Annotated in this window: 16 protein-coding genes and 1 pseudogene; 2 read left to right on the forward strand and 15 right to left on the reverse strand. The window is 67.0% G+C overall.

The genetic code is table 11. The features are described from left to right. Positions 1–50: 50 nt before the first annotated feature. From trpA to leuC, 12 genes are all read right to left on the reverse strand, one after another. Positions 51–866, reverse strand: a complete 816-nt coding sequence (gene trpA, locus WS66_RS08845) for a tryptophan synthase subunit alpha (protein WP_059599542.1) — start codon at positions 864–866, stop codon at positions 51–53. Positions 867–954: 88 nt separating this feature from the next. Further along, positions 955–1,806: a DNA-methyltransferase gene (locus WS66_RS08850; protein ID WP_059599543.1), complete on the reverse strand. Its 852-nt coding sequence runs from the start codon at positions 1,804–1,806 to the stop codon at positions 955–957. Between the two features lie 9 nt (positions 1,807–1,815). Next, positions 1,816–3,009, reverse strand: a complete 1,194-nt coding sequence (gene trpB / locus WS66_RS08855) for a tryptophan synthase subunit beta (protein ID WP_059599544.1) — start codon at positions 3,007–3,009, stop codon at positions 1,816–1,818. A gap of 55 nt (positions 3,010–3,064) precedes the next feature. Beyond that, on the reverse strand, positions 3,065–3,766 hold the full coding sequence (locus tag WS66_RS08860; RefSeq protein ID WP_059599545.1) for a phosphoribosylanthranilate isomerase: 702 nt from the start codon (positions 3,764–3,766) through the stop codon (positions 3,065–3,067). After that, positions 3,763–4,575 (reverse strand): tRNA pseudouridine(38-40) synthase TruA, encoded by an 813-nt coding sequence (truA, locus tag WS66_RS08865; protein WP_059599546.1) that lies wholly within the window; start codon positions 4,573–4,575, stop codon positions 3,763–3,765. The genes WS66_RS08860 and truA overlap by 4 nt, the downstream gene beginning before the upstream one ends. Continuing rightward, entirely contained in the window at positions 4,575–6,638 is a 2,064-nt protein-coding gene (locus WS66_RS08870) for a FimV/HubP family polar landmark protein (RefSeq protein ID WP_059599547.1), read from the reverse strand. The genes truA and WS66_RS08870 overlap by 1 nt, the downstream gene beginning before the upstream one ends. A gap of 513 nt (positions 6,639–7,151) precedes the next feature. After that, the gene (gene asd, locus WS66_RS08875; protein WP_059466419.1) at positions 7,152–8,273 is read right to left on the reverse strand and encodes an aspartate-semialdehyde dehydrogenase; all 1,122 of its coding nucleotides are present in this window, start codon (positions 8,271–8,273) and stop codon (positions 7,152–7,154) included. A gap of 82 nt (positions 8,274–8,355) precedes the next feature. Continuing rightward, positions 8,356–8,475: a hypothetical protein gene (locus WS66_RS34350; protein WP_039319027.1), complete on the reverse strand. Its 120-nt coding sequence runs from the start codon at positions 8,473–8,475 to the stop codon at positions 8,356–8,358. Between the two features lie 120 nt (positions 8,476–8,595). Then, positions 8,596–9,663 carry a 3-isopropylmalate dehydrogenase gene (gene leuB / locus WS66_RS08885; RefSeq protein WP_059524744.1) on the reverse strand — a complete coding sequence of 356 codons (1,068 nt, stop codon included), beginning with the start codon at positions 9,661–9,663 and terminating at the stop codon, positions 8,596–8,598. A 77-nt stretch (positions 9,664–9,740) separates the two neighbouring features. After that, positions 9,741–10,391: a 3-isopropylmalate dehydratase small subunit gene (gene leuD / locus WS66_RS08890; protein ID WP_059599548.1), complete on the reverse strand. Its 651-nt coding sequence runs from the start codon at positions 10,389–10,391 to the stop codon at positions 9,741–9,743. 65 nt (positions 10,392–10,456) lie between these two features. Beyond that, positions 10,457–10,603 carry an entericidin A/B family lipoprotein gene (locus WS66_RS08895; protein ID WP_059450800.1) on the reverse strand — a complete coding sequence of 49 codons (147 nt, stop codon included), beginning with the start codon at positions 10,601–10,603 and terminating at the stop codon, positions 10,457–10,459. Positions 10,604–10,606: 3 nt separating this feature from the next. Then, the gene (gene leuC, locus WS66_RS08900) at positions 10,607–12,016 is read right to left on the reverse strand and encodes a 3-isopropylmalate dehydratase large subunit (RefSeq protein ID WP_057923944.1); all 1,410 of its coding nucleotides are present in this window, start codon (positions 12,014–12,016) and stop codon (positions 10,607–10,609) included. Between the two features lie 274 nt (positions 12,017–12,290). On the opposite strand from leuC, the gene WS66_RS08905 reads away from it, so the two are divergent. Together WS66_RS08905 and WS66_RS08910 are read left to right on the forward strand one after the other, a co-directional pair. Beyond that, complete coding sequence (locus WS66_RS08905) at positions 12,291–12,623, forward strand: cupin domain-containing protein (protein WP_059599549.1); 333 nt, start codon at positions 12,291–12,293, stop codon at positions 12,621–12,623. A 127-nt stretch (positions 12,624–12,750) separates the two neighbouring features. Next, entirely contained in the window at positions 12,751–13,476 is a 726-nt protein-coding gene (locus WS66_RS08910; RefSeq protein ID WP_059599565.1) for a glutathione S-transferase, read from the forward strand. 14 nt (positions 13,477–13,490) lie between these two features. On the opposite strand, the gene WS66_RS08915 is transcribed toward WS66_RS08910, so the two are convergent. The 3 genes and pseudogenes from WS66_RS08915 to WS66_RS08925 all read right to left on the reverse strand — a co-directional run bounded on the left by WS66_RS08915 (position 13,491) and on the right by WS66_RS08925 (position 14,935). Continuing rightward, the gene (locus tag WS66_RS08915) at positions 13,491–13,772 is read right to left on the reverse strand and encodes an FAD-dependent oxidoreductase (protein WP_269467500.1); all 282 of its coding nucleotides are present in this window, start codon (positions 13,770–13,772) and stop codon (positions 13,491–13,493) included. 56 nt (positions 13,773–13,828) lie between these two features. Then, positions 13,829–14,380 (reverse strand): annotated as a pseudogene (locus WS66_RS08920) (Rieske 2Fe-2S domain-containing protein); the annotation flags it as partial. A gap of 156 nt (positions 14,381–14,536) precedes the next feature. After that, the gene (locus WS66_RS08925) at positions 14,537–14,935 is read right to left on the reverse strand and encodes a hypothetical protein (RefSeq protein WP_059599551.1); all 399 of its coding nucleotides are present in this window, start codon (positions 14,933–14,935) and stop codon (positions 14,537–14,539) included. Between the last annotated feature and the right edge of the window lie 2 nt (positions 14,936–14,937).

Below are 14,937 nucleotides of genomic sequence, written 5' to 3' on the forward strand. Positions count from 1 at the left end.
TTCCGTGGCGGGGCGGGCCGACCGGCCCGTTCCCGCTTCCTGTGTTGTGTTTATCGCGCCGTCTTGCCGGCGCCGTCCAGGGCGGCGCGCAGCTCGGCGATGAAAGTCTTCAGCGCGGCGACGGCGCCTTCCGGCGCGGCGCTCTCGAGCAGTTGCACCAGCCGGCTGCCGATCACGACGGCGTCCGACACTTCGGCCACCGCGCGCGCCGTTTCGGCGTCGCGGATGCCGAAGCCGACGCCCACCGGAACCGGCACGCGCGACTTGATGGCCGGGATTTTACCCGCAATGCTCGAAACATCCAGATTTCCGGCGCCGGTCACGCCCTTGAGCGACACGTAGTACACGTAGCCGCTCGCGATCTTGCCCACGTCGGCGATGCGTTCGTCGGTCGACGTCGGCGCGAGCAGGAAGATCGGATCGATCTGCGCGGCGCGCATTTTCTCGGCGAACACGCCCGCTTCCTCGGGCGGATAGTCGACGACGAGCACGCCGTCGACGCCGGCCGCCTGCGCCTCGGTCGCGAACGTGTCGACACCCATCCGCTCGATCGGGTTCGCATAACCCATCAGCACGACGGGGGTTTTCTGGTCGGTCTCGCGGAAGCGCTTCACGTCGGCGAGCACGCTCTTGAGCGTGACGCCGCGCGCGAGCGCACGCTCCGACGAGCGCTGGATCACCGGGCCGTCGGCCATCGGGTCCGAGAACGGCACGCCGAGCTCGATGACGTCGGCGCCGCCTTCGGCGAGCGCGTGCATGAATTCGACGGTTTTCGCGGGATCGGGGTCGCCGGCCGTGATGAACGGGATCAGGCCCTTGCGGCCTTGTTCGGCGAGTGCGGCGAAGGTCTGCTGGATACGATTCATGGCAATTTTCCTTTGTCGACCGGAGTAAGCGCTTCAGCGCTTACTCCGGTTCCATGCAAAGCAGCGATCGGCACAGCGGCGGCGCGACTCACGCGCACGCCGGCGTGGCGAGCGCGTTCACGCGCTCGTGCGCGATCGCGCAATAACTTTCGTTGATCTCGTAGCCGACGAAGTCGCGCCCCTGCCGTGCGCAGGCCACCGCGGTCGTGCCGCTGCCCATGAACGGATCGAGCACGCGGCCGCCCGGCGGGCAGCTTGCGAGCACCATCCGCTCGATGATTTCCAGCGGCTTCTGGGTCGGATGATCGACGCGCTCCGCGTGCTGCCGGTGCAGGCGCGAGACCGACCAGACGTCCTTCGGGTTGTAGCCCATCTCCAGCCACTTGCTGCCTTCGAACAGCTTGCGCGAGCGGGCCTTCTTCGTGTCGGCGTCGTACGGGATGCGGACCGGATCGAGATCGAAGTAATACGCCCTGGAAACCGCGAAAAAGCCGATGTTGTCGTGCACCGACGTGAAACGGCGCGTCGTGCCGCCCATGCTCGGCACGCGCCGGTCCCAGATGATCTCGTTGACCATCGTGAGCTTCGTCTTCAGGAAGCTGAAGATTTCCGGCGCGTACTGCCACGTGCAGAAGATGTACATCGACCCGCTCGGCTTGAGCTTCGGGATCGCGAGTTCGAGCCACTCGCGCGTCCACGCGAGAAAATCGTCGCCCGAGCGCTTGTCCGAGTCGTTGCCATAGTCCTTGCCGAGCCCGTACGGCGGATCGGCGACGATCAGGTCGATCGACGCATCCGGCAGGCGCGCGGCTTCGGACATGAAATCGCGGTTGTGCAGCTCGATCCCGGACGGCAACGCGCACGGCACGGCGACGGCAGACTGCACCGCCTCCGCTTCGCTCGCGGCGCCGCCGCCCGGTTGTTCGATCAGGTCACGCATCGGTCGGGGTCAGAGCGCGATGCCCGATCGCTCGGCGACCGTGTGCATGTCCTTGTCGCCGCGGCCCGACAGGTTGACGAGGAGGATCTTGTCCTTGGACAACGTCGGCGCGAGCTTCACGGCGTACGCGATCGCGTGGCTCGACTCGAGCGCGGGGATGATCCCCTCGATCCTGCAGCAGTCGTGGAACGCCTTCAGTGCCTCTTCGTCGGTGATGCCGACATACTGCGCGCGGCCGCTGTCCTTCAGCCACGCGTGCTCGGGACCGACGCCCGGATAGTCGAGCCCGGCCGACACCGAATGCGTCTCGATGATCTGGCCGTTGTCGTCCTGCAGCAGGTACGTGCGGTTGCCGTGCAGCACGCCGGGGCTGCCGGCGATCAGCGACGCCGCGTGACGGCCCGTGTCGAGGCCGTCGCCGGCCGCTTCGACACCGATCAGCTGCACCGACGTGTCGTCGATGTACGGATAGAAGATGCCCATCGCGTTCGAGCCGCCGCCGACGCACGCAATCACCGCGTCCGGCTGCCGGCCGGCGAGTTCCGGCATCTGCACCTTGCACTCGTCGCCGATCACGCGCTGGAAGTCGCGCACCATCGCCGGATACGGGTGCGGGCCCGCGACCGTGCCGATGATGTAGAACGTGCTTTCGATGTTCGTGACCCAGTCGCGCATCGCTTCGTTCAGCGCGTCCTTCAACGTGCGCGAACCCGATTCGACCGGCACGACCGTCGCGCCGAGCAGCTTCATCCGGTAGACGTTCGCGGCCTGGCGGCGCACGTCCTCGGCGCCCATGTAGACGATGCACTCCATCCCGAAGCGCGCGCAGATCGTCGCCGTCGCGACGCCGTGCTGGCCGGCGCCCGTCTCGGCGATCACGCGCTTCTTGCCCATCCGCTTCGCGAGCAGCGCCTGGCCGATGACGTTGTTGATCTTGTGCGCGCCGGTGTGGTTCAGGTCCTCGCGCTTCAGGTAGATCTGCGCGCCGCCGAGCATCTCGCTCCAGCGCTGCGCGTGATAGATCGGCGACGGACGACCGACGAAATACTTCAGTTCCCGCTCGTACTCGGCGACGAAATCGGGGTCATGACGGAATTTTTCATACGCCGCGCGCAGTTCGTCCAGCGCGTGAATCAGCGTTTCGGCGACGAACACGCCGCCATACGGGCCGAAGTGGCCGTGATCATCAGGAAGGTTGTACATGGTGTCACTCTCGATCGGTCGGCGCGCCCCGCTGTCGGGGCCGCACCGGCTTGCATCACCTGGCGTCCGCTTCGCGCACCGCGCGTACGAACGCCGCCATCCGGGCGTGATCCTTCACGCCCTTCGCGCCGTCCACTTCGATGCCGCTCGAGACATCGACAGCAAACGGACGCAACTGGCGGATCGCATCACCGACGTTTTGCGCGTTCAAGCCACCACTCAAAACGGCCCGATGCGCGAGCTCTGCGGGAATAAGTGACCAATCGAAGACCTTGCCGCTACCGCCGTAGTCCGGCACCAGGGTGTCGAACAGGAGGCCGCGCGCTTTCGAATAATGAAGAGTCGATTCTACCAAATCGGCCGGCTGCGTCGAGGGGCCGACGCGCACCGCGCGCAACCACGGCAGGCGCGCCGCGCGGCCGAGGGCATCGCACTGCGCGGGCGTCTCGTCGCCGTGGAATTGCAGCATCGTGAGCGGCACGTCGCGCACGACCGCGTCGATCTCGGCTTCGGTCGCGTTCACGAACAGTCCGACCACCGACACGAACGGCGGCGCGAGGCGTGCAAGCTCGGCTGCCTGCGCGATCGACACCGCGCGCGAGCTCTTCGGATAGAACACGAGGCCGATCGCGTCGGCGCCGAGCGCGGCGGCGTGCAGCACGTCCTCGGGCCGCGACAGGCCGCACAGCTTGATGCGCGTACGCGGTGCGAGGCCACTCGCGGCGGGAGTCGAAGAAGACACGGCGTGATTCGTCATGGTTGTGGGTCCAGGTCGGCCCAGACGCTGCTCCACGGCACGCTGCCGAGCTGCGCGGGCGGGACGGCGAATTCCGCCGGGTAGCCGACATGAGCGAGGTACAGCCCGTCGGCCATGAACGTGGGCGCGGCGAGATTGCGGTCGCGCCCGGCCAGCACGTCGGCGAGCCAGTCCGCCGGGTAGCGGCCGCGGCCGACCGCGACGAGGCAGCCCATCAGGTTGCGCACCATGTGGTGAAGGAACGCGTTCGCGCGGAAGCGGAAATGAATGAAGTGGCCCGCACGCCGCACGTCGATCTGGTACAGGTGTTTGACCGGCGTTTTCGACTGGCATTCCGACGACCGGAACGACGAGAAGTCATGCTCGCCGATCAGGTGCGCGGCGGCGGCGCGCATGGCGTCGTCGTCGAGCGGCGTGTGGATCCAGCCCGCCCGGCCAGCCAGCATCGGCGAGCGCACGGGATGTACGTACAGCGCGTAGTAGTAGGTGCGTTCGAACGCCGAGAAACGCGCATGGAACGTGTCCGGCATCGGCTTCGCCCACTGCACGGAAACGGTCGGCGGCAGGAACGCGTTGGTACCGCGCACCCACGAGAAATCCGCGCGGTCGAGGTCCGTGTCGAAATGCGCGACCTGCCCGAGCCCGTGCACGCCCGTATCGGTCCGTCCCGCGACCGTCGTATGCAACGGCACGCACGCGAATTCGCCGAGCGCGCGCTCGAGCGCGTCCTGCACGGTCTTGCCGTGCGGCTGCGCCTGCCAGCCACAGAACGCGGCGCCGTCGTACTGAATCCCCAGCGCGATCCGCATCACGCCTCGTCCGCCAGTTTCGCGAGCAGCGCGCGCGCATCGTCGCGCGTCGCGGCGTCGTTCGCATCGACGACTTCCTGCAGCAGCGTGCGCGCGCCGGACAGGTCGCCCAGCTCGACGTACTCGGATGCGAGATCCAGCTTGTTGCGCGCGATCCGCGCAAGCTCTTCCGGTGTCAGTGCGGGCAGCACGGCGCCCGGCGCGGACGGCAGGTCGAGATCGAAATCCAGTTTCAACGCACCGAACTGCGCGCCGCCGAGCGGCGGCAGCGACGACGGCGCGGATGCGCCACCCGCGTGCGGCGCGGGCGTTGCCGCATCCGGATCCCAGTCGAACTCGTCGTCCTGGTCGGCCGGGTGTTCCGGTGCCGGATCGTTCGCACCAACGGGCGGGTGCGATGCGGGTTGACCGTTAGTTGCGATTCGATCGCTTTCGGCTTGATCTTCCGGGGCGGCCGGCTCTTCCGCCGTACGCGGCGGCAGCGGCATGTCGAGGCTGTTCAGCGCGCTGATCGCGTTCTGCATCAGCGCCGCGTGCTGCGCGTCGTGCGTCGCCGGCGCGGCAGGTGCTTCGATCGGCTCACCCGGGGGTGTCTCCGCGATGGGCTGCGCGTCGTGCGGTGCCGCCTCTGCGGCGCCCGCCAGCGCGGCAGGCGCGGCCGGCGCTTCCTGTTGATCGTCTTGCGTCGTTGCCGCTTCCGACGACGACGGTCCGTCGAGATCGCGCGTTTCGGCCACCTCTGCCGCTACCGCAGCGGCCGAAACGAGATTCACATCGGCGGCTGCGTCGCGTGCGACCGGCGTCTCGGGAAGAATCGGCGACACGGGTTCGACGGACGACGAGGCGCTGGTGTCCGAAGCAGCCGCCCCGCCGGATTCCGGAGTGAACGCATCGGCGCGCCGCGCTTTCCGGCGCTTGCGCCACGCAAACCCGGCCGCGAGAACGACAACAACCGCGCCGGCCGCCGCAGCCGGGCGCCAGTCGATCTGTTCGGAACCACGCGCGGACGGCGTCGCCACCACGGGCACGGCCGGCTGCAAGGGTGCCGATGCCGGCTGCGCCGCACTGGCGGCCACGCCGGACGCCGCCTCGCTCGCGGCGGGCGACGACGCGGCAGCAGATGCGCCGTCATTCGCAGCGGGACGCGGGGCAGCAGGCGCTGGCGCGAGTGCAACGTTGTTCGTCGCGGCCGGCTTGCCAATGCCGTGTTTCTGCAGCTCCATCAGCACGCGGTTCTTCAGCGCGAGCAGTTGCTGCAGGCTCGACGGCCGCGGCTGCGATGCGCCCGCGACGGGTGCCGCCGCGGATGGTTCGTGCATGCCTTGAGCCGGGCCGCCCTGCGCGGGCGGGATGGCGGCATCGCTCGCGGACGACGGGGTCGCGGACTGAATCGCGCCGCTCCACACGTGCGGCCCGCTCGCACCGGCCGCAGGCGCGGCCGGCTGAACCGGTTCGACCGTCGACGCGCCATGCGCGGCGGATGCTGCGGACGCGCCGGTCGAAGCCGACGCCCCTGCCACGACCGCCGCCGCGACGCTTGCACCGCTGACCGGTGCCGCGTGCGCAGCCGGTGCGGCCGGCGCCGTTTGCACGGCCGACCCCGGATGCGGCGCGGACGCACCATGCTGCGCAGCCGCGACCGTACCCGACGCGGCGGCCACCGCGGATACTGCCGACGCACCGGAAGCACCGGCCGCCGCGAGCGCCGCGAGCGCCGCGCCCGTCGCGTCGAGCGCCGGCACCGTCAGCGTCGCGCCGACTTTCAGGCGGCTCGGATCGCGCTTCATGAATGCCTGCGGGTTGGCGTCGAACAATGCGCGTCCGGCGCGCGCGAGCACGCCCGGATCGTGCGACTGCGTGGCCGCCTTCGCGAGATCGTTCAACGACTGGCCCGGCTGGACCGTCACGGTAAGCGGCGCGGGACCGCCTGCGGCGGAAGCCGGCAGTTCGACGGCGCCGGTCGCCCAGGCCGACGCGGCCGCGCCGAGCGCCAGGATCGCCAGCGCGCCACGCACGGCGCGCGACAGACGGGACTGACGCGGAAACAAGGAAATTCGGGACATCGTAGACTCAATCGCCGCGCGCGGGCGCGGCTCGGATTCGCGTAGGGAAGCGTCAATAAAATCGCCGCAGAAATGCAAAAGCGTCGCGCTGAACGCGACGCTTTTGGCGACTCCGCGCGTCGTAACCGCATAGTTTACTTCACGCGATCGGGTTCCGGCCGAATTCGTCGCCGGCGGATGCGGCCGTCCATGCCGGCGCATCGGCGCGACTGCTACCCGCACCGCACCGCCGGCGCGCGAATCGCGCGACGGCCACGCCGATCCTCACCATCAATCGCGCACGGCAGTTTTATCAAAAATGGATCATCAATCAATGAAAATTGTGGCAACCGCATCGCCCCCGACATGAATTCATGTCGGTATAGATCGCGTCCCGTCCCGCTCACAAGCGTCTCGGGGTTTTCGCGCGTATGCCGCGGCGCCAACCAATAAAAAAACGCCTGCCGCCCCGCGAAGGGCTGGCAGGCGTTTCGCGTCTCGCGCCGACGGGGCGCGCGCGGCGCAGCCCGATTCTTACTTGTCGAGCAGGATGCGCAGCATGCGGCGCAGCGGCTCGGCCGCGCCCCACAGCAGTTGGTCGCCGACCGTGAACGCCGACAGGTATTCGCCGCCCATCGCGAGCTTGCGCAGGCGACCGACCGGCACCGTCAGCGTGCCGGTGATCTTCGCCGGCGACAGGTCGCGCATCGACGCTTCGCGCTCGTTCGGCACGACCTTCACCCAGTCGTTCGCCGACGCGAGGATGCCGTTGATTTCGTCCAGCGGGACGTCCTTCTTCAGCTTGATCGTCAGCGCCTGCGAGTGGCAGCGCATCGCGCCGATCCGCACGCACAGCCCGTCGACCGGGATCGAACCCGGCTCGCCCATGGCCGGCTTGCCGAGGATCTTGTTGGTTTCCGCGCCGCCCTTCCACTCTTCCTTCGACATCCCGTTGCCGAGATCCTTGTCGATCCACGGAATCAGCGAACCCGCGAGCGGCACGCCGAACTGGCTCGTCGGCATTGCATCGCTGTTCATCGTCGCGAGCACGCGGCGGTCGATGTCGAGAATCGCGGAAGCCGGATCGGCGAGCTGTTCCTGCACCGAACCGTGCAGCGCGCCCATCTGCGACAGCAGTTCACGCATGTTCTGCGCGCCCGCGCCCGATGCGGCCTGGTAGGTCATCGCCGTCATCCAGTCGACGAGGTTCTCGCGGAACAGGCCGCCGAGCGCCATCAGCATCAGGCTGACCGTGCAATTGCCGCCGACGAAGTTCTTCGTGCCCTTGACGAGCGCGTCCTTGATCACGTCGAGGTTGACCGGATCGAGGATGATGACCGCGTCGTCCTGCATCCGCAGCGACGACGCAGCGTCGATCCAGTAGCCGTTCCAGCCGGCCGCGCGCAGCTTCGGGAACACGTCGTTCGTGTAGTCGCCGCCCTGGCACGTGATGATCACGTCGCACTTCTTCAGCTCGTCGACGTTGGTCGCGTCCTTGAGCGTAGTCTCGTTTTTCGCGAACGACGGCGCCTTGCCGCCCGTATTGCTGGTGCTGAAAAACACCGGCTCGATCAGGTCGAAATCACCTTCTTCCTGCATGCGCTGCATCAGCACGCTGCCGACCATGCCGCGCCAACCTACGAGACCTACGTTCATGACTAACCCTTTGAATGGAGCTTCCCCGCCATTTCCGCCCCCGGCGTGACCGCGCGGGGAAACAGGCGGGCACGACGGACGATCAGCGTTTAATGATCGTTTTCGTGGTAATGGTTTTCGTGATGACGATGGCGCGCGTACCCGCACGGGCAGTGTTGCCGTGGAGTTTCAGGACCGGGGAGATCAGGGAAATCAGCGCCATCGTTCGAGTCTACACAAAGCCGGTTGGCCGCACAACGGCCAACCACGCGCGAACCGGCCGATTTCGCGGCCCGTTCGCGCCCTTTCCACAATTCACTGCACTACTGCATTGCCGTGCGCGTTACAGCGCAGCGACCACCGCGTCGCCCATCGCCGCCGTGCCGACCTGCTTGCAACCCGGCGTCGCGATGTCGCCCGTGCGATAGCCTTGTTCGAGCACCGTTTTCACCGCGCGCTCGATGCGATCGGCCTGCTCCGCGCGATTCAGCGAGTAGCGCAGCAGCATCGCGGCCGACAGGATTGTCGCCAGCGGGTTCGCGATGCCCTTGCCCGCGATGTCCGGCGCCGAACCGTGCGACGGCTCGTACAGGCCCTTGTTGTTCTTGTCGAGCGACGCCGACGGCAGCATGCCGATCGAGCCCGTCAGCATCGACGCTTCATCCGACAGGATGTCGCCGAACATGTTGCCGGTCACGATCACGTCGAACTGCTTCGGCGCCTTCGCGAGCTGCATCGCCGCGTTGTCGACGTACATGTGCGACAGCTCGACGTCAGCGTATTCCTTCGACACGTCGATCATGATGTCGCGCCAGAACTGCGACGTTTCGAGCACGTTCGACTTGTCGACCGACAGCAGCTTCTTCGCGCGCTTTCGCGCGGCCTGGAACGCGACGTGCGCAATGCGGCGCACTTCCGGTTCCGAATAGCGCATCGTGTCGAAGCCTTCGCGCTCGCCGGCGAACGGGCCGTCGGGAGCAGCGCGCACGCCGCGCGGCTGGCCGAAGTAGATGTCGCCGTTGAGTTCGCGCACGATCAGGATGTCGAGGCCCGCGACCAGCTCGGGCTTCAGCGGCGACGCGTCGACGAGTTGCGGATAGCAGATCGCCGGACGGAAGTTCGCGAACAGCTCGAGATGCTTGCGCAGACCGAGGATCGCCTGCTCGGGGCGCAACGCGCGCTCGAGCGAGTCGTACTTCCAGTCGCCGACCGCGCCGAACAGGATCGCGTCGGCTTCCTTCGCGAGTTTCAGCGTCGCGTCCGGCAGCGGATGGCCGCTCGCCTCGTAGCCCGCGCCGCCGACCGGCGCCTGTTCGAGTTCGAACTTCTCGTCGAGGGCGTTCAGCACCTTGACCGCTTCGTTGACGATTTCCGGACCGATGCCGTCGCCGGGCAGCACTGCAATCTTCATGCGTTATTCCTGACTGGGTAGGTATGAATGGCAGGTCGGCGAGCGCGCCTCATGCGCGCGCCCGCCCGGAGGCAATCTCAGCCGACCAGCTTGTTGTTGAGCCACGGCTGCTTCGCGAGCCGCTCGGCTTCGAACTGGCGGATCTTGTCCGCGTGACGCAGCGTCAGGCCGATGTCGTCGAAACCGTTCACCAGGCAGTACTTGCGGAACGCGGTGATGTCGAACGCATACTCGCGGCCGTCGCCCGTGCGTACGACCTGCGCGTCGAGGTCGATCGTCAGCTGATAGCCGTTGAACGCGTACGTCTCGTTGAACAGGTGATCGACCTGCTGCTCGGTCAGCACGATCGGCAGCAGCCCGTTCTTGTAGCAGTTGTTGAAGAAAATATCGGCGAAGCTCGGCGCGATGATCGCGCGGAAGCCGTACTGCTGCAGCGCCCACGGCGCGTGCTCGCGCGAGCTGCCGCAGCCGAAGTTCTTGCGTGCGAGCAGCACCGATGCGCCCTGGTAGCGCGGCTGGTTCAGCACGAAATCCGGGTTCAGCGGGCGCTTCGAGTTGTCCTGGCCCGGCTCGCCGTGATCGAGGTAACGCCATTCGTCGAACGCGTTCGGACCGAAGCCCGTGCGCTTGATCGACTTCAGGAACTGCTTCGGGATGATCGCGTCGGTGTCGACGTTCTCGCGATCGAGCGGCGCCACGACGCCGGTATGCACATTGAATTTTTCCATGATCCGTCTATCCGGTTGAGGGGCCGGCATTCAGCCGGCGCACATCGACAAATTCTCGGCGGATGTCACTCCGCGGCGCGCTGCAGCGCGTTGCCGGCGGCATTGACGTCCTGGCCGAAGCCTCGGACGGTATTGCAGCCCGCAAGGCCGAAGCCCAGCCCCGCGAGTGCCAGCGCGGCAACCAGCCGCGCGATGAGCTTCGATGCCGTCACGCGTTACCCCAGCTTGCGAATGTCGACGAAATGGCCTTCGATCGCCGCCGCCGCCGCCATCGCGGGGCTCACCAGGTGCGTGCGGCCGCCCGCGCCCTGCCGGCCTTCGAAATTGCGGTTCGACGTCGATGCGCAGCGCTCGCCCGGATCGAGCCGGTCGGCGTTCATCGCGAGGCACATCGAGCAGCCCGGCTCGCGCCATTCGAAGCCCGCATCCGTGAACACCTTGTCGAGGCCTTCGCGCTCGGCCTGCGCCTTCACGAGGCCCGAGCCCGGCACGACCATCGCGAGGCGCACGTTCGATGCGATGCGGCGATTCAGCTTCTTCACGACGTACGCGGCCGCGCGGATGTCCTCGATGCGCGCGTTCGTGCACGAACCGATGAAGATCTTGTCGACCTTGATCGACTCGATGGGCGTGTTCGGCTCGAGCGCCATGTAAGCCAGCGCGCGTTCCATCGCGTCGCGCTTGACCGGATCCTTCTCGCGCTCGGGATCGGGCACGCGACCGTCGATCGACGTGACCATTTCCGGCGACGTGCCCCACGTGACCTGCGGGACGATCTCGGCCGCGTTCAGCTCGACGACGCGGTCGAACTGCGCGCCTTCATCGGACTTGAATTCGCGCCAGTACTCGACGGCCTGATCCCATTCCGCGCCGGTCGGCACGAACGGACGGCCCTTCAGGTAGTCGATCGTCGTGTCGTCGACGGCGACCATGCCCGCGCGCGCGCCGGCTTCGATCGCCATGTTGCAGACGGTCATCCGGCCTTCCATCGTGAGCGCACGGATCGTCGAGCCGCCGAATTCGATCGCGTAGCCCGTGCCGCCGGCCGTGCCGATCTTGCCGATGATCGCGAGCACGATGTCCTTCGCGGTACACCCGCGCGGCAGGGCACCCTCGACCTTCACGAGCATGTTCTTGCTCTTTTTCTGCAGCAAGGTTTGCGTCGCGAGCACGTGCTCGACTTCCGACGTGCCGATACCGTGCGCGAGCGCGCCGAATGCGCCGTGCGTCGACGTGTGCGAATCGCCGCAGACGATCGTCATGCCCGGCAGCGTCGCGCCCTGCTCCGGCCCGATGATGTGCACGATGCCCTGGCGTACGTCGTTCATCTTGAACTGCGTGATGCCGAAGGCGTCGCAGTTCGCGTCGAGCGTGTCGACCTGCAGCTTCGAGACCGGATCGGCAATGCCGTGGCTGCGATCCGTGGTCGGGACGTTGTGGTCCGACACGGCCAGGTTCGCGCTGATGCGCCACACCGGGCGGTGCGCGACGTTCAGCCCTTCGAACGCCTGCGGGCTCGTGACTTCGTGCAGCAGCTGACGGTCGATGTAGAGCAATGCCGTGCCGTCGTCCTCGGTGTGGACGACGTGGGTATTCCACAGTTTGTCGTAGAGAGTCTGTGCCATGGGTATGCGGGGTCGTTGTGACTACAAGCCTTGCGGATGCGGTCGATTATGCCACGCAGAACGCGCCACGGCGCAGGCCAGACGCGAAAAAACCCATTAAAAACAGTGGTTTGGCTGGTAGTGCCAATACCTGTATCGGCATTACCAGCCAAACTGCGGCATCGGACGCCGCGACGCCCCGCACTGGCGATGTTCGCCTCGAGGCGGGTTCCGGCATACGATGGGACGACGTGCATTCGCACGTCCCAACGGTCCGGACCCGGAGCCCACGACGATGAAGCTCGGCATCAACCCATCGCTTGCCCGCCTGGACGACGAAGGCACGCTGTTCACGACGCTGTTTCGCCACGGCACGCTCGACGTCGAGCTGTACCGTCCGCGCGGCGAGGACCTGCAGACGCCGCATACGCGCGACGAGGTCTACGTGATCGCCGCCGGCACCTCCCGCTTCGTCGTCGACGGGCGCGAATGCAGCGTCGCGACGGGCGACGTGTTGTTCGTCCCCGCCTTCGCGTCGCACCGTTTCGTCGGTTTCTCCGACGATTTCTCGACCTGGGTGTTCTTCTACGGCCCCGAAGGCGGCGAACGCGACGAGCGCGGTGCGTGACGCGCGGCAAGCGCCGCGCTTCCCGCACGATCTCCTAGACTGTCTATTCGCAACGGGCGGTGCGGCCGCCCTCCCCGCCATCACGATGCGCGCATCGCCCGGCGCATCGACCGGACAGGAGCACGGCATGCGATACGAACTTTATTACTGGCCAGAGATCCAGGGCCGCGGCGAATACGTGCGGCTCGCGCTCGAGGCGGCCGAGGCCGACTATGTCGACGTGGCGCGCGAATCGGGGCGCGGCATGGGCGTATCGGCAATGATGCGGCTGATGGACAGCACGAAGACCGAATGCGTGCCGTTCGCGCCGCCGTTCCTGAAGGCCGGCGATGTGCTCGTCGGACAGACCGCGAACATCCTGCTGTTTCTCGGCGCGCGGCTCGGGCTCGCGCCCGACGACGAAGCCGGACGGCTGTGGGTGCATCAACTCCAGCTGACCGTCGCCGATTTCGTCACCGAGATCCACGACACGCATCACCCGATCGGCAGCGGCCTGTACTACGAGGACCAGAAAGCCGAGGCCGCCGAGCGCGCGGCCGATTTCCTCGCGCACCGCCTGCCGAAGTTCCTCGGCTACTTCGATCGCGTGCTCGAGCAGAATCCGTACAAAGGCGGCTATATCGCCGGCGGCGCGCTCAGTTATGCGGACCTGTCGATCTTCCAGCTGATCGAAGGGCTGCGCTACGCGTTCCCGAAGGCGATGCAGCGCGCGGAGCGCAAGGTCGCGGGGCTCGTCGGCCTGCACGACCGCGTTGCACGGCATCCGCCCGTCGCGCGCTATCTGGCGTCGGCACGCCGCATCCCGTTCAACGACATGGGGATCTTCCGGCACTATCCGGAGCTGGACCGGTAGCGCCGGACGCCACGTCAGTCGCCGTAGCGATAGCGGCTACGCATCGCGTCGAGCGGATTGCCGTCGGCGAGCGTCCCGCCGAGACTGCGGATCACCGCGCTCGCCGCGTTGATCGCGGTCTGCACCGCGCCCTCGATCCAACCGCCCGTGAACGAGCAGCAGCAGCCGGCCAGGTAGATGCCTCGGTCCGACGACGGATCGGCGGCCGTCTGGAACTGATAAAACAGCGCCTGCGAGTGAATGTCCTCGCCCGGATAGTTCAACTTGAATGCCCCGAGCGCATAGCGGTCCGACAACCAGTCGTGGCTCGTGACATTGCGCGCGTAATCGTCGTCGAGCGGACGCAAGTGTGCGGCGAACGATCGACGAGGTTGTCGAGCGACGACAGCGCGTTGCCGAAGTACGCATCGAAATCGACACCGGACTGACTGAGGCGGCAGAACACGAAACCGCGATGCTCATGGCTCGCGCCGACCGCCTGCATGCCCTTGCTCGCCTCGCACGATTCGAAGCCCGTGTTTTCGTAGCCGCGCCGCAGCGGAATCGCGTAGAGACTGCCGTCGGTCCGGTACGACCATGCGTGGTACGGGCAGCGGAAGAATGTGCCCGTGTTGCCGCAGGCATCCGTTACGAGCTGCGTGCCCTTGTGCGAGCAGCGGTTGTGCAGCACCCGCGCCGAACCGTCGACGTGGCGCACCATCACGACCGGCTCGGCGCCGATCGTCGTCGTCACGTAGTCGCCCGTGGCCGGAATCTGGCTGACGTGGCCGACATAGACCCAGGTGTTCCAGAACAGATGGCGCATCTCCAGCTCGAAGATGCGCGGCGACAGATAAAGGTCCTTGTGCACCTCGGTATCGCGCACGAGCGAAGCCACCGCATCGGTGAACGATGGTGCCGTCATGCGCGGCCCCGACTGCGGACGCGATGCGGCCGCGCGTCCTCGCGACGCGCAATGTCGATTGCTTTTATTGTCATCTCTCAGGTTCTGGTTGGTATGCCGCTCGGGGGAGCGTGTGCCTGCCGCCGCGCAACGGGCGGCAGGCGATACGGGTAACGGTCAGCCCGTCACCGGCGTCTCATGCAGGCGCAGCCAGCCGATGCGGCCATCCGTGTCGCGCGCGAACACGACGGTCGAACGGCGCACGGTTCGCCGCCCTGCCGCGTCGGTCTGCGTCTCGCGATAGGCGATCGTCGCGCCATCCTGCCACGCGCTCACTTCGTGCAGTTCGTCGATCGCGATCCGCAGGCCGGGTCGCGCGCCGAAGCCGCGCGAGAACAGGATGTCGATATCCGCGTAGTCGAGCGCATGGCCGTGCAGCGAGATCATCGAGAAGTCCCGCGAAAACCGCGCGAGCAGCGGCGCGAGCCCGTCGCGCGCCGCGCTGCCGGACAACCATTGCTCGATGTCGACGTGTGCGTCGACCACTTCCTGGAAAAACGGGTTTGACGAATTCATCT

This window comes from Burkholderia sp. LA-2-3-30-S1-D2 (genome assembly GCF_001523915.2).
Lineage (GTDB): Bacteria > Pseudomonadota > Gammaproteobacteria > Burkholderiales > Burkholderiaceae > Burkholderia > Burkholderia diffusa.

What these genes read in the sequence shown, in the direction of transcription:
- leuB (WP_059524744.1), bottom strand. Translation starts at nt 9,663, where the DNA reads ATGAAGATTGCAGTGCTGCCCGGCGACGGCATCGGTCCGGAAATCGTC.
- leuD (WP_059599548.1), bottom strand. Translation starts at nt 10,391, where the DNA reads ATGGAAAAATTCAATGTGCATACCGGCGTCGTGGCGCCGCTCGATCGC.
- WS66_RS08925 (WP_059599551.1), bottom strand. Translation starts at nt 14,935, where the DNA reads ATGAATTCGTCAAACCCGTTTTTCCAGGAAGTGGTCGACGCACACGTC.
- truA (WP_059599546.1), bottom strand. Translation starts at nt 4,575, where the DNA reads ATGCGGATCGCGCTGGGGATTCAGTACGACGGCGCCGCGTTCTGTGGC.
- trpB (WP_059599544.1), bottom strand. Translation starts at nt 3,009, where the DNA reads ATGTACAACCTTCCTGATGATCACGGCCACTTCGGCCCGTATGGCGGC.
- asd (WP_059466419.1), bottom strand. Translation starts at nt 8,273, where the DNA reads ATGAACGTAGGTCTCGTAGGTTGGCGCGGCATGGTCGGCAGCGTGCTG.
- WS66_RS08860 (WP_059599545.1), bottom strand. Translation starts at nt 3,766, where the DNA reads ATGACGAATCACGCCGTGTCTTCTTCGACTCCCGCCGCGAGTGGCCTC.
- WS66_RS08910 (WP_059599565.1), top strand. Translation starts at nt 12,751, where the DNA reads ATGCGATACGAACTTTATTACTGGCCAGAGATCCAGGGCCGCGGCGAA.
- WS66_RS34350 (WP_039319027.1), bottom strand. Translation starts at nt 8,475, where the DNA reads ATGGCGCTGATTTCCCTGATCTCCCCGGTCCTGAAACTCCACGGCAAC.
- leuC (WP_057923944.1), bottom strand. Translation starts at nt 12,016, where the DNA reads ATGGCACAGACTCTCTACGACAAACTGTGGAATACCCACGTCGTCCAC.
- WS66_RS08850 (WP_059599543.1), bottom strand. Translation starts at nt 1,806, where the DNA reads ATGCGTGACCTGATCGAACAACCGGGCGGCGGCGCCGCGAGCGAAGCG.
- WS66_RS08870 (WP_059599547.1), bottom strand. Translation starts at nt 6,638, where the DNA reads ATGTCCCGAATTTCCTTGTTTCCGCGTCAGTCCCGTCTGTCGCGCGCC.
- WS66_RS08905 (WP_059599549.1), top strand. Translation starts at nt 12,291, where the DNA reads ATGAAGCTCGGCATCAACCCATCGCTTGCCCGCCTGGACGACGAAGGC.
- trpA (WP_059599542.1), bottom strand. Translation starts at nt 866, where the DNA reads ATGAATCGTATCCAGCAGACCTTCGCCGCACTCGCCGAACAAGGCCGC.